The following is a 12,630-nucleotide window of genomic DNA, read 5'->3' on the forward strand; positions in this document are numbered from 1 at the left end:
CCGTTATGTTGACGCATTATTGTTTTTATTCAGGAAGTGTTATGGGGAATAAGTATTCTGGCCTGCAAATCGGTATTCACTGGCTGGTCTTTTTGTTAGTTATTGTGGCCTATAGCGCCATGGAGTTTCGCGGATTTTTCCCGCGCAGCTATCGCCCCTTGTTCAACATGGTGCACGTCTCCTGCGGTATCACTATTTTAACGCTGATGGTGGCGCGTTTGCTGGTCAGGCTGAAATACCCGGCTCCGCCGATTGTGCCGAAACCGAAGCCAATGATGACCGGCATGGCGCATCTGGGGCATCTGGTTATCTATCTGTTGTTTATTGTCCTGCCGATTATTGGGCTGGTGATGATGTACAACCGGGGTAACCCGTGGATTGCATTCGGCATCGTTATGCCGCATGCGGCAGAGGCCAACTTTGATTTAGTGGATACGCTGAAGTCCTGGCACGTGACGCTGGCAAACCTGGGCTATTTTGTTATTGCCCTGCATGCCGTTGCGGCCCTGATGCATCACTATTTCTGGAAGGATAATACGCTGCTGCGCATGATGCCGCGCAAACGCTCCTGAGGTAACGCCCCGCAAATGCGGGGCATTTTTTTAGCCGATTAATTTTCGCAGGGTGGTGCTTTTCGTACGCTTTGAACCTGGGAGACGCGTTTTTTCAGGCTGACGATAGCTAGCGCAACAACAATCAGCACAATACCGCAGCCTTCAACAACACCAGGCTCTTCACCCAGCAACCACCAGGAAAACAGAACGCCACAGACAGGTACCGCCAGCGTACTTAAGCTGGCAATACTGGCTGGTAAGTTACGCAACACAAACAGCCATAAACTCCATGCCAGCGCCGTCGCCAGCACGGCGCTATAAGCTAATGCCCAGAAAACGACAGGTTGCCAGTCTGGAGCTCGCTGTGGAACCAGCCAGGCCACCAGGCTCATCACCAGCGCGGCATACAGCATCTGCCATGCGGTCAACCCTAACAGATCGATATTCGGATGGCGGGTATACATTCGCTTGGCGACAATCGCGCTGGCCCCCCAACTGATCCCAGAAAGGATCGCCAGTAGCGCGCTTTGCATTGAGGCAAAGTTCAGTTGCCATGGCTGTAAAACCAGCAATAATCCCGCAGCTGCCACGGCAATGGCGAAATACTGTAAACGCCGCATGCGTTCACCGAGGAAAATGGCGGCCATAATCACCACCCAGAATGGCATGGTATAACTCAGTATGGCTACTTTACCTGCGCCGCCGCTGACTAGCGCCCATTGTGATAATCCAACCATGCCGCATGTTTGTAGTAAGGCGATCGCTAACGTATAGCCGAAAGGTGTCGGGCGCATTCCTCGGCCACGCAGTAACAGAACGATGAATAACAATAATGCGCCAAAAGAACAGCGTAGTGCGGTGAAGTCGAACGCGCCGATGTAGTGCGTGACCTGTTTCATCGCGATCCAGCTGTAGCTCCAGATGAGCGTTAAGGTGATGAGGCCGCCAATGGCCAGCGGATGACTTTTCCCTGCGGTGGTCATAATGTGTCCGTTTTAATGATTTTAGTACGCCACTATACGCGCTTTCAGGGCGCCGTAGTCGTTATCATTCCGGCTGAGTACATGTCGCGAAAATTTGTACTTTCTTCTGTGGAATAAAACCGAAAATTATTTTTCCAGATAGCATAAACGCTTACCGGCAAGATGATTAAACAACGCTCAGTTCATCACTCCCGTCACTTGATCACTGTCTTCATTAAAACTACTGTATATAAATACAGTTATATGAGAGGCAGATTATTATGTTGTTTTTCCAGCCAGTTGAACACCCCGAAATCAAACACTTCCCGCTATTTAGCGATCTCGTGCCCTGTGGTTTTCCTTCTCCGGCGCAGGATTACGTTGAGAAACGTATCGATCTCAACGATCTGTTGGTGCAGCATCCCAGCGCCACCTATTTTGTTAAATCGTCTGGCGACTCCATGATGGGGGCAGGGATTGGTGCTGGCGACTTGCTGGTAGTCGACAGTGCCAGAAAAGCGGCCCACGGAGATATTGTGATTGCTGCTATTGAAGGCGAATTCACCGTTAAGCGCCTGCAATTGCATCCGGTGGTGATGCTGAAGCCAGAGAACAGCGCCTACGCGCCGATCATGATCGGCAGCGAGGACACGCTGGATATATTTGGCGTGGTGACATTTATCATCAAAGCCGCGGGCTGATTATGTTTGCGCTAGTGGATGTTAATTCGTTTTATGCCAGTTGTGAATCGGCATTCCGACCGGACCTGAAAGGTAAACCCGTTGTTGTTCTTTCAAATAACGATGGCTGTGTCATTGCCAGCAGCGCGGAAGCGAAGGCGCTTGGCGTCAATATGGGCGCGCCATACTTCAAACAGAAAGATCTGTTCAGGCGCAGCGGCGTGTTCTGCTTTAGTTCGAACTACGAGCTGTATGCGGATATGAGCAGCAGGGTGATGTCGATTCTGGAGGAGCTGTCTCCACGCGTGGAAATATACAGTATCGATGAAGCCTTTTGTGATTTAACCGGCGTGCGAAACTGCAGGGATCTTACGGATTTTGGTCGGGAAATCAGAGAAACCATTTTACAGAAAACACATCTTAAGGTTGGGGTCGGTATCGCCCAGACCAAAACCCTGGCCAAGCTGGCGAACCATGCGGCCAAAAAGTGGCAGGAACAGACTGGCGGGGTGGTGGATCTCTCGAATATTGAGCGCCAGCGTAAGCTGATGGCTGCGCTTCCGGTTGATGAAGTCTGGGGTATCGGACGCCGTATCAGTAAAAAATTGGATGCTATGGGCATTAAAACGGTCTGCGACCTGGCGGATACCGATATTCGCTTTATCCGCAAACATTTCAATGTGGTGCTTGAGCGCACTGTGCGGGAGTTGCGCGGTGAACCTTGCCTGGCGCTGGAGGAGTTTGCGCCAGTTAAGCTGGAGATCATTTGTTCAAGATCGTTTGGTGAAAAACTTACGGATTACAATGCGATGAGAGAGGCTATTTGTACCTATGCTGCACGTGCTGCGGAAAAGCTACGCAGAGAGCACCAGTTCTGCCGGTTTATCTCTACGTTTATCAAAACCAGCCCATTTTCCCTGAATGAACCGTATTACGGTAACAGCGCATCGATAAAACTGCTGACACCAACCCAGGATAGTCGGGAAATTATAAGGGCGGCCACACGTAGCCTGGACGCAATATGGCGGGAGGGGCTGCGTTATCAAAAAGCAGGGGTCATGCTGGGCGATTTTTTTAGTTCTGGCGTTGCGCAGTTGAATCTGTTTGATGACAACGCCCCACGGCATAACAGCGATAAGCTGATGGCCGTTCTGGATACACTCAATGCTGAAAAGGGTAAAGGAACACTCTATTTTGCCGGACAAGGTATACAACAACCGTGGGCAATGAAGCGAGATATGCTTTCACCGCGTTATACAACGAGATATAGCGATTTACTGCGGGTGGGATAGCCATTGTTATCGTAAATAAGCGTCCAGAGCGATTCTAAAACTGTCCAGAAATAAATAAAAAAACGATTATCAGCCGCCATTAAAAATTTTATTGTAGCGCCGACTAACAGATAACTAACTGACAAACGGCAAGTCTATAATAGGAAATTTATGAAAAAGACGCTTATTACACTCATTATTGCAAATGCGCTGACCGCGACTACGGCATTTGCCGCAGCGGATGCGGGAACCTGGTATGCAGGTGGGAAATTTGGTTGGTCGCATTACTTTGATACCAGCGCAAGCCAGCAAACGGGGGCTAATGGTAATAAATATGGTGATGTTGGTTTTGATAACGATAACGTCGGTGGTGGTGTATTTACAGGCTATCAGATTACTCCATGGCTGGCAGTTGAAGGCGGTTATGACTATTTAGGCAATATGCAATTCAACGGTAAAAATGGCGCATCTGGTTCTCAAATGAAAAGTCAGGGCCTGCAATTATCTTTGAAGGCAAGTTATGGTCTGACAGATAATTGGGATCTCTACGGCCGTGCAGGGGCAATGGGATATCGCGCGGAGTCAGATATTAAAGGCAATAACCGCTTTGATACCGGTGTGCGTCCGGTTGTGGCTGTCGGTACGGAATATGCCTTTAACAAGAACTGGGCTGGTCGCGTGGAATACCAATGGGTGAGCAACGTGGGTAATGAAAACCAGATTGGCGTATCGAGTGATGTTAGTTCCGTTACCGCTGGGTTGTCATATCGCTTTGGCCAGCATGACGACGCGGAGGTTACGCCTGCTCCGGCAGTTGCCGCCACTCCTGCGCCTGAACCTCAGCGTTTTAACTTAAAATCTGATGTGATGTTTGGTTATGATTCAGCAGCACTAACCCCAGAAGGGAAAGCGGCGATTGCGCAGCTATACCGAAACCCCGGTCTGCAACCGGCAAAAGATAAAGCGACCGTTGTTATTGGCTATAGCGATCGCACCGGAGCCGCAGATTATAACCAGCAACTGTCGGCCCAACGCGCGCAGGCTGTCGCCGATGAATTAGTCGCTTTAGGTATGCCGGCTGCAAACATTACTGCACAAGGATATGGTTCGAGTGATTCTGTCACGGGATCCAGTTGTGATGGGCAGACCGGACAGCAGCTGATTAATTGTCTTGCTCCAGATCGCCATGTCGTTGTTGAGATCACTGATAAGCACTAAACCAGTGTACAAAAAGCCCTCCTCATTATCGAATGGGGAGGGCTTTTTTATTCGCACAGTGAACTATCATTAACTGTGACAATTTAAAGATGTTAGAGCGTAATCATGTTCATAGAATCGTTAGTTTCGAGAGCTAAAGGTAAATTATGGCGTTATTTTCTGCCACGGTTTACTCTGAAAAAACATGTGGATGATCAAGTATATAATTACTATGGTGTTTATTTTTCGGATGTAAAACAAGAAAAATATCAGCTTGTGAGTCTAAGAGGCAAAAATGTTGTGCTTGAAAAATGGCATGCTGAGCAGCACGCCTATATGGAGAAAATAAACCTTCCACTCAATGATATTGAAAAAATTAATGTTGAGATTATTCATTGGAGAAAGCAAGGTCCGTTAAGGTTTGATTCGATTTTTCTTTTTGCAATAAATTATTTTACACGTATTGCTTATGTAAAAAATGCTCTGACGAGAGCAAAAAGCAATCTCTTTTCTTCATTCGCCAGTAACAAGGCGTTGAGTGGACTTGATCGTATAATGTTGCTACAGATGCTGGTGAACGAATATGTACATCAATCGCCAGAGAAAACTCACACTGGAGTAACATGTGATGAGGTTGTTGATCTATTGTACGGGACGCTTTGGTATAAACATATCAAGAATGAAGATTTCAGGAGGAAGGTCTTTCTGCTGCTCCAGTCACTTGTAATTACAGAGGATGTCAGATTTAGTGATGAAAAATATTATATACAAGGCAAGGCTATTTCAACAATTGTTTCATGGGAATCTGAAGATAAACGGGAAAAGCAGCAGATCAGGATCCAGAAAAATATTAGTCGTTTGATGCTTGTGATTACCGCGTCCACATTAATGATCACCCTGGCGATACTGGCTCAGGCAGGCCTTATTAATCTACATAATCTTTGGGTGCATCTGACACAGTTAAAACCAATCAGGGTGTTGTTCAAACTAATATAATAAAAATCAATGCGTTAACATAATCAGTAATCATATATTTTACAGCCAAATAACAAATCTGATAGTATACCCCCCTATAGTATCTGGAGGGCGTATGCCGCATTCACCTGAAGACAAGAAACGCATTCTCACCCGTGTACGCCGTATTCGCGGTCAGGTTGATGCGCTTGAGCGCGCACTGGAGTCCGGCGAACCGTGTCTGGCTATCCTGCAGCAAATTGCCGCCGTGCGCGGTGCATCCAATGGCCTGATGGGCGAAATGGTTGAGATCCATCTGAAAGACGAGCTGGTCAGCGGGGAAACTACGCCAGATCAGCGTGCCGTGCGCATGGCTGAAATCGGCCATCTTCTGCGTGCTTATCTAAAATAACACCATCACCTCGCAATAATGGGAAGAGACAAATGAAATCACGTGCAGCAGTTGCATTCGGCCCCGGCCAACCGTTAAAAATTGTCGAAATCGACGTCGCACCGCCAAAGAAAGGTGAAGTGCTGGTTAAAATTACCCATACCGGCGTGTGCCACACCGACGCCTTTACGCTCTCTGGCGACGATCCGGAAGGCGTATTCCCGGCGGTACTTGGCCATGAAGGTGGTGGCATTGTGGTTGAAGTAGGCGAAGGCGTTACCAGTCTGAAACCGGGCGATCATGTGATCCCGCTGTACACCGCAGAGTGCGGCGAGTGTAAGTTCTGTAAATCGGGTAAAACCAACTTGTGCCAGGCCGTACGTGCGACCCAGGGCAAAGGTCTGATGCCGGATGGCACAACGCGCTTCTCGTATAACGGTGAGCCGATTTATCACTATATGGGCACCAGCACCTTCAGCGAATACACTGTTTGCGCGGAGATCTCTCTGGCGAAGGTTAACCCGCAGGCCCCGCTGGACAAAGTGTGTCTGCTGGGTTGTGGCGTGACCACCGGTATCGGAGCCGTCCATAACACCGCAAAAGTGAAAGAAGGCGACACCGTAGCCGTATTTGGTCTGGGCGGTATTGGTCTGGCGGTCATTCAGGGCGCGGTGCAGGCGAAAGCCGGGCGTATTCTGGCCGTTGATACCAATCCGGAAAAATTTAAGCTGGCAGGTGAGATGGGCGCGACCGACTTCATCAACCCGAAGGATTACGACAAACCGATTCAGGATGTGATCGTCGAACTGACTGACGGCGGTGTGGATTTTAGCTTTGAATGTATCGGTAATGTTAACGTGATGCGCGCAGCGCTGGAATGTTGCCATAAAGGATGGGGCGAAAGCATCATCATTGGCGTGGCGGGAGCAGGACAAGAGATCAAAACGCGTCCATTCCAACTGGTTACCGGGCGTGTCTGGCGCGGCTCCGCATTTGGCGGCGTGAAAGGGCGCACTCAGCTTCCTGGCATGGTTGAAGATGCGATGAGTGGGAAAATTCAGTTGGATCCGTTTATCACCCACCGTTTACCGCTGGAGCAGATTAACGAAGCGTTCGATTTAATGCATCAGGGTAAGTCCATCCGTACCGTTATCCACTTTGGCGATAACTGATTCATTGGCCAGCGGATTTAACCGCTGGCACTTTCCTGAATTTTTTAGAATTATGTTGTGAAAGTGTGACGAATCCGGCGCTTTTCAAGGTAAGTAAACTTCCCGGATTGCCGATGACTATCTAACGGGCGTGTTTTCACGCATAAACCCTACAAGAGAGTCGACGGTCATGGACAACACTACATCGATGCAAGCCCAGCATAAACTGGGCTTTCTGCATCAAATCCGGCTGGTTCCGCTGTTTTCCTCCATTCTCGGTGGCATTCTCCTGCTGTTCGCCCTAAGTTCTGGGCTGGCAAGCTATTTTCTTATGCAGGCCGATCGCGATCAGCGCGACGTGACCGATGAGATTCAGGTCAGGATGGGGTTATCTAACAGCTCTAACCACTTACGCACCGCACGTATCAATATGATCCACGCCGGCGCGGCGAGCCGTATCGCCGAAATGGATGACATGAAGGCCAATATTGCCGAGGCCGAAAAACGGATCAAGCAGTCGCAGGACGGTTTTAACGCGTATATGTCGCGTGCGGTAAAAACGTCTGCTGATGAAGCGCTAGATGCTGAACTGAGCTCCAGCTTCAAAGCCTATACCGACGGCTTACAGCCCATGCTGAAATACGCTAAAAACGGCATGTTTGAAGCGATCATCAACCATGAAAATGAACAGGCCCGACCGCTGGACTCTGCTTACAATAAGGTATTGTTAAAAGCGATCGACATTCGTACCGCAAGGGCGAACCAGTTAAGCGAACAGGCGCATCAGCGTACACAACTCGGCATGGCTTTTATGCTGGGTGCATTCGTTCTTGCGCTGGCGCTGACCGTAATGACGTTCATTGTTCTGCGCCGCACGGTCATTCATCCTCTGTTACGCGCGGCCAAGCGTATTGAGCAAATTTCCGCGGGCGATCTGACGATGCAAGATGAACCGACCGGGCGTAGCGAAATTGGTCGCCTGAGCCGTCATCTACAGGCAATGCAACGATCGTTGGGGAAAACGGTGGGCACGGTACGTCAGGGCGCGGAAGAAATCTACCGCGGTACCAGTGAGATTTCGGCGGGTAATACCGATCTGTCTTCACGTACTGAACAACAGGCTGCGGCGATTGAACAAACGGCAGCCAGCATGGAAGAGCTGACGGCCACGGTGAAGCAAAACGCCGACAATGCGCATCACGCAAGCAAGCTGGCGGAAGATGCGTCCGGCAAGGCCAGTCGGGGCGGTCAGATGGTTTCTGGCGTGGTGAAAACCATGGGCAATATCTCAACGAGCTCGAAGAAAATCTCCGAAATCACAGCCGTGATTAATAGCATTGCTTTCCAGACCAATATCCTGGCGCTGAACGCGGCGGTAGAGGCAGCGCGGGCAGGAGAGCAGGGGCGTGGATTTGCAGTGGTGGCCAGTGAGGTCCGTACGCTGGCAAGCCGCAGCGCTCAGGCGGCAAAAGAGATTGAAGGATTGATCAGCGAATCGGTCCGACTGATTGACCAGGGCTCCGGAGAAGTCGTCGCGGCGGGCAATACGATGACGGATATTGTCGATGCGGTAAAACGCGTCACCGACATTATGTTAGAAATTGCGGCGGCTTCTGATGAGCAGAGCCGGGGCATCGTACAGGTGAGCCAGGCGATATCAGAAATGGATAAGGTTACGCAGCAAAATGCCTCGCTGGTTGAAGAAGCATCGGCTGCGGCGGCGTCTCTGGAAGAGCAGGCTGCACGCTTAACAGAAGCCGTTGGCACGTTTCGTTTAACAGGAATAAGCGCGATTAAACGCGCTTTCGTGACCACTACGCCTGACCCTTCACGTCCGCAGACGGCAACGGCCAGTGGCGATAACTGGGAAACGTTTTAACAATAAATTAAGGGACCTGATGGTCCCTTAATTTTTGGTATCAAAACGGTACGGTTTTGCGTATTGCGGCGATAAGGATCTGCGCGGCCTGAGAGAGTTGCACATCGACACGGGTAAGAATACCGATGGGTTCGCCCGCCCCGTGGGTAGGTATCGGCAACGACACCAGCGTCGCCTGGCGTAAATCTTCTCTAACCGCGCCTGAAGGGACAAACCACACATAGTCGTAATCAACCGTCAGCTGGCGGGAAAGCGATGCTGACAGTGTTTCAATGCAGCCTGGCGGCATCTTACAACCCTGACTTTGCAACAATGCTTCTGCGTGCTGGCGAGGTGCGGTTCCTTTTGGCGAAACCACCACCGGCCACTCCATTACCCGACTTAACGTGATGGTTTCCTGCAACAGCGGATGGTTAGGGCGCACGACCAGCTTAAGTGATTCCAGAAACAACAATTCATAATTCAGACCGACCATCAATTCTGGATCGGCCATGCGACCAATGCCAAGGTCGATTTCCCCGGATTTTAAACCTGCCAGAATCATCGGATTGCTCATGGTGGCGACCTGTAGCGTGGTCTCCATTTGCTGCTTGTGGAAAGGACCAATTACCGCAGGCAGAATGCCCAGTGCCGCGGTGGGTAAGGCCCCAATCCGTACGACATCAGTTTGCGATTCTTCGCGCTGATTTAACGCTTGTCCGGCGGTGTTGAGCGCATCCAGCACTCTTACCGCGTGGGTAAGAAACTGTTCTCCGGGCAGCGTTAACTGCGCGCCAAGGCGGCCACGCTCAAAGAGCCGGGTACCGGTCAGTTGCTCCAGTTCATTAAGCGTTTTGGAGAGAGCCGGTTGGCTCAGGTTAAGGGTCTCAGCCGCGCGCCCCAACGTTCCCTGCTGTGCAACGGCGACAAAAGTATGAAGGTGGCGCAAGCGAATGCGCTGATTGAACAGAACATTTTTTTCCATAAGCGATGTTAAAAACAGAGCCGTATCGGTGACAAGTAAAGTTGTTTGTTTTTGATAACCTGATAGCAAAATATTATTAACATTTATCATGTTTTACTTACAACTGATTTATTTTGCTTATGTTTTGTACAGCATTGCTGGGGAGTGGGATCATGGAAGGGAGTGTGCCCAGTCGTTATACTTTGGTGATTGTTTACTTTTGAACGATTTCTCTTCACAAGGCACTGATGAATGATACATGTAATAGGGCACCTTAATCCCGATAGTGATGCCATCTGCACCGCCGCAATGACGGCGCGTTGGCTTAGTTTACGTGGCCAGCAGGCGACGGCATGGCGTTTGGGCGAGCCTAACCGCGAAACGCAGTTTATCTTTGAGCATGCGGGGCTGACGATGCCTGAACGGTTGACGTTTGAACTGACCGATCGTGATGTCTGGCTGGTCGATTTCACCGAGCCTACCCAGGGGCCGGAATCGTTGACCGAAAGTAACGTGGTGGGAATTATCGATCATCACCGACTCGGTGGGTTAGTCACCCGTCTGCCACCGGAAGTGTGGGTGAAGCCCGTCGGCAGTAGCGCAACCCTGCTATGGCAACTGATGACGGAGGATGAACGCAACCAGTTATCTTCCTCTGAGGCTGTTATACTGCTCGGTGCCGTATTAAGTGACACTGTCACGCTACGTTCACCAACGACCACCTCTGACGATCGTCAGGCGGTTGATGCGCTGGCCCAAAAAACCGGAGTGGATCTTGACGCTTTCAGCCGCGACCTGCTGTCAGCCAAAACAAGCGTGGAAGGGATGAGCGCCCGCGAACTTCTGCAGAAAGACATTAAAACCTTCACCATCCATGGACATTCAGTCTGTGTAGCGCAGCTTGAACTGTATGCGCTGCAACAGGTGGATGCGGTGCTGGACGATCTCCGTCAGGAAATGGCGAGCTATGCAGAAGAAAAGAATGCTGCGTTAGTCGTGCTGATGCTCACTGACATCAATCTGGGTGACACCAGCCTGTGGTTTGCTGGATCAGAACTTTCAGACATCCCGCAGCCTTGCAAGGTAGAAGGTATGCTTAGCCGTAAAAAACAGATGCTGCCCTGGCTGGAAAGTCATTTGAAACCACGCCAGTAGGTACTGTTCATCTTTTGTATGGGTGGGAAGTTTACGCGGGGTCACACTTTGTAAATTCTTCCCACCGGAGTCAGCGGCGTTTTCTACACTCCAGGTAATATTCACTGGAGGCATGACATTATGGCGAACACCATCACGGCAGATGAGATTCGGGAAAAATTTTCGCAGGCAATGTCAGCAATGTACCAGCAGGAAGTCCCGCAGTACGGCACGTTGCTGGAACTTGTCGCTGATGTGAATCTGGCGGTACTGGAAAATAATCCGACGCTGCATGAAAAACTGGCGAATGCGGATGAACTGGCCCGGCTAAACGTTGAGCGTCATGGCGCCATTCGAGTGGGTACCGCGCAGGAGCTTTCTACGCTGCGCCGGATGTTTGCCGTTATGGGCATGTATCCGGTGAGTTATTACGATCTCTCCCAGGCGGGCGTCCCAGTACATTCCACAGCCTTCCGTCCCATCGACGATGCCTCGCTATCGCGCAACCCGTTTCGGGTATTCACCTCGTTATTACGGCTCGAACTAATCGAAAACGCCGCGCTGCGGCAAAAAGCCGCTGAGATCCTCGCGAAACGCGATATTTTCACCCGCCGTTGCCACGAGCTGCTGGATGAATTTGATGCGCAGGGCAGTTTTACAACTGAACAGGCGCAAGAGTTTGTGCATGAAGCGCTGGAAACATTCCGCTGGCATCAGCACGCCACGGTCGATGAAGAGACCTATCACGCATTACATAACGAACATCGGCTGATTGCTGATGTAGTGTGCTTCCCCGGTTGTCATATCAACCATCTGACACCGCGAACGCTGGATATTGACCGGGTGCAGTCGATGATGCCGGAATGCGGCATTGAGCCCAAAATACTGATTGAAGGGCCGCCGCGCCGCGAGGTGCCCATTTTATTGCGTCAGACCAGTTTCAAAGCGCTGGAAGAACCGGTGTTGTTTGCCGGTGAAATGCGCGGCACTCACACGGCACGTTTTGGTGAAATCGAACAGCGCGGCGTGGCCCTGACGCCGAAAGGTAGAGCGTTGTACGACGAATTGCTGAATAAAGCGGGAACGGGGAAAGACAATCTGACGCACCAGCTACATCTTCAGGAGGTGTTCAAAGCCTTCCCGGACAGCGAATTCCTGCTGCGCCAGCAGGGGCTAGCCTGGTTCCGCTATCGTCTGACGCCATCGGGTGAAGCGCATCGGCAGGCGATTCGCCCGGATGACGATCCGCAGCCGCTTATTGAACGGGGCTGGCTGGTTGCGCAACCCATCACCTACGAAGATTTTTTACCGGTGAGCGCCGCAGGAATTTTCCAGTCCAATTTGGGTAATGAAACACAAGCTCGCAGCCACGGAAATTCCAGCCGCGACGCGTTTGAACAGGCGCTGGGTTGCGCGGTTTATGATGAGTTTGCGCTGTATCAGGAGGCTCAAGAGCGAAGTAAACGTCGGTGTGGTTTACTTTAATGGAATTTACATGGGATTCGGTCTGTTCC

Annotated in this window: 12 protein-coding genes; 10 read left to right on the plus strand and 2 right to left on the minus strand. The window is 50.7% G+C overall.

Annotated elements, in window-relative coordinates; genetic code table 11:
- The first annotated feature begins 41 nt into the window (after positions 1 to 41).
- Positions 42 to 572 carry a cytochrome b561 gene (gene cybB, locus OGY71_RS09805; RefSeq protein ID WP_063940793.1) on the plus strand — a complete coding sequence of 177 codons (531 nt, stop codon included), beginning with the start codon at positions 42 to 44 and terminating at the stop codon, positions 570 to 572.
- Positions 573 to 610: 38 nt separating this feature from the next.
- On the opposite strand, the gene OGY71_RS09810 is transcribed toward cybB, so the two are convergent.
- Entirely contained in the window at positions 611 to 1,537 is a 927-nt protein-coding gene (locus OGY71_RS09810; RefSeq protein WP_063940792.1) for a DMT family transporter, read from the minus strand.
- A gap of 260 nt (positions 1,538 to 1,797) precedes the next feature.
- On the opposite strand from OGY71_RS09810, the gene OGY71_RS09815 reads away from it, so the two are divergent.
- The 7 genes from OGY71_RS09815 to OGY71_RS09845 all read left to right on the plus strand — a co-directional run bounded on the left by OGY71_RS09815 (position 1,798) and on the right by OGY71_RS09845 (position 9,039).
- Positions 1,798 to 2,217, plus strand: coding sequence for a translesion error-prone DNA polymerase V autoproteolytic subunit (locus OGY71_RS09815; RefSeq protein WP_063940791.1), 420 nt, complete (start codon positions 1,798 to 1,800; stop codon positions 2,215 to 2,217).
- A 2-nt stretch (positions 2,218 to 2,219) separates the two neighbouring features.
- Positions 2,220 to 3,488, plus strand: coding sequence for a Y-family DNA polymerase (locus tag OGY71_RS09820; RefSeq protein ID WP_286613207.1), 1,269 nt, complete (start codon positions 2,220 to 2,222; stop codon positions 3,486 to 3,488).
- Positions 3,489 to 3,638: 150 nt separating this feature from the next.
- On the plus strand, positions 3,639 to 4,685 hold the full coding sequence (gene ompA, locus OGY71_RS09825; RefSeq protein ID WP_286613209.1) for a porin OmpA: 1,047 nt from the start codon (positions 3,639 to 3,641) through the stop codon (positions 4,683 to 4,685).
- Positions 4,686 to 4,871: 186 nt separating this feature from the next.
- A complete protein-coding gene (locus OGY71_RS09830) occupies positions 4,872 to 5,660 on the plus strand; it encodes a hypothetical protein (protein ID WP_284962543.1) in 789 nt (262 codons plus the stop codon).
- Between the two features lie 94 nt (positions 5,661 to 5,754).
- Positions 5,755 to 6,030, plus strand: coding sequence for a metal/formaldehyde-sensitive transcriptional repressor (locus OGY71_RS09835; RefSeq protein ID WP_003833178.1), 276 nt, complete (start codon positions 5,755 to 5,757; stop codon positions 6,028 to 6,030).
- A 32-nt stretch (positions 6,031 to 6,062) separates the two neighbouring features.
- Entirely contained in the window at positions 6,063 to 7,181 is a 1,119-nt protein-coding gene (locus OGY71_RS09840) for an S-(hydroxymethyl)glutathione dehydrogenase/class III alcohol dehydrogenase (protein ID WP_126957613.1), read from the plus strand.
- Between the two features lie 169 nt (positions 7,182 to 7,350).
- A complete protein-coding gene (locus tag OGY71_RS09845; protein WP_286613212.1) occupies positions 7,351 to 9,039 on the plus strand; it encodes a methyl-accepting chemotaxis protein in 1,689 nt (562 codons plus the stop codon).
- Between the two features lie 40 nt (positions 9,040 to 9,079).
- Here the strand turns inward: OGY71_RS09845 and pcaQ are convergent, their stop codons facing one another.
- On the minus strand, positions 9,080 to 10,003 hold the full coding sequence (gene pcaQ, locus OGY71_RS09850) for a pca operon transcription factor PcaQ (protein ID WP_003020288.1): 924 nt from the start codon (positions 10,001 to 10,003) through the stop codon (positions 9,080 to 9,082).
- Positions 10,004 to 10,234: 231 nt separating this feature from the next.
- Here pcaQ and OGY71_RS09855 point away from each other — a divergent pair, with 231 nt between their 5' ends.
- Together OGY71_RS09855 and hglS are read left to right on the plus strand one after the other, a co-directional pair.
- Positions 10,235 to 11,137: a manganese-dependent inorganic pyrophosphatase gene (locus OGY71_RS09855; protein WP_149384216.1), complete on the plus strand. Its 903-nt coding sequence runs from the start codon at positions 10,235 to 10,237 to the stop codon at positions 11,135 to 11,137.
- Between the two features lie 120 nt (positions 11,138 to 11,257).
- Positions 11,258 to 12,601: a 2-oxoadipate dioxygenase/decarboxylase HglS gene (gene hglS / locus OGY71_RS09860; RefSeq protein WP_267391015.1), complete on the plus strand. Its 1,344-nt coding sequence runs from the start codon at positions 11,258 to 11,260 to the stop codon at positions 12,599 to 12,601.
- Positions 12,602 to 12,630: the final 29 nt, after the last annotated feature.

This window comes from Citrobacter sp. Cpo109 (assembly GCF_030332565.1).
GTDB lineage: Bacteria > Pseudomonadota > Gammaproteobacteria > Enterobacterales > Enterobacteriaceae > Citrobacter > Citrobacter portucalensis.

Coding starts and splice junctions, on each gene's coding strand:
- cybB (WP_063940793.1), top strand. CDS start 42: ATGGGGAATAAGTATTCTGGCCTGCAAATCGGTATTCACTGGCTGGTC.
- OGY71_RS09810 (WP_063940792.1), bottom strand. CDS start 1,537: ATGACCACCGCAGGGAAAAGTCATCCGCTGGCCATTGGCGGCCTCATC.
- OGY71_RS09815 (WP_063940791.1), top strand. CDS start 1,798: ATGTTGTTTTTCCAGCCAGTTGAACACCCCGAAATCAAACACTTCCCG.
- OGY71_RS09820 (WP_286613207.1), top strand. CDS start 2,220: ATGTTTGCGCTAGTGGATGTTAATTCGTTTTATGCCAGTTGTGAATCG.
- ompA (WP_286613209.1), top strand. CDS start 3,639: ATGAAAAAGACGCTTATTACACTCATTATTGCAAATGCGCTGACCGCG.
- OGY71_RS09835 (WP_003833178.1), top strand. CDS start 5,755: ATGCCGCATTCACCTGAAGACAAGAAACGCATTCTCACCCGTGTACGC.
- OGY71_RS09840 (WP_126957613.1), top strand. CDS start 6,063: ATGAAATCACGTGCAGCAGTTGCATTCGGCCCCGGCCAACCGTTAAAA.
- OGY71_RS09845 (WP_286613212.1), top strand. CDS start 7,351: ATGGACAACACTACATCGATGCAAGCCCAGCATAAACTGGGCTTTCTG.
- pcaQ (WP_003020288.1), bottom strand. CDS start 10,003: ATGGAAAAAAATGTTCTGTTCAATCAGCGCATTCGCTTGCGCCACCTT.
- OGY71_RS09855 (WP_149384216.1), top strand. CDS start 10,235: ATGATACATGTAATAGGGCACCTTAATCCCGATAGTGATGCCATCTGC.
- hglS (WP_267391015.1), top strand. CDS start 11,258: ATGGCGAACACCATCACGGCAGATGAGATTCGGGAAAAATTTTCGCAG.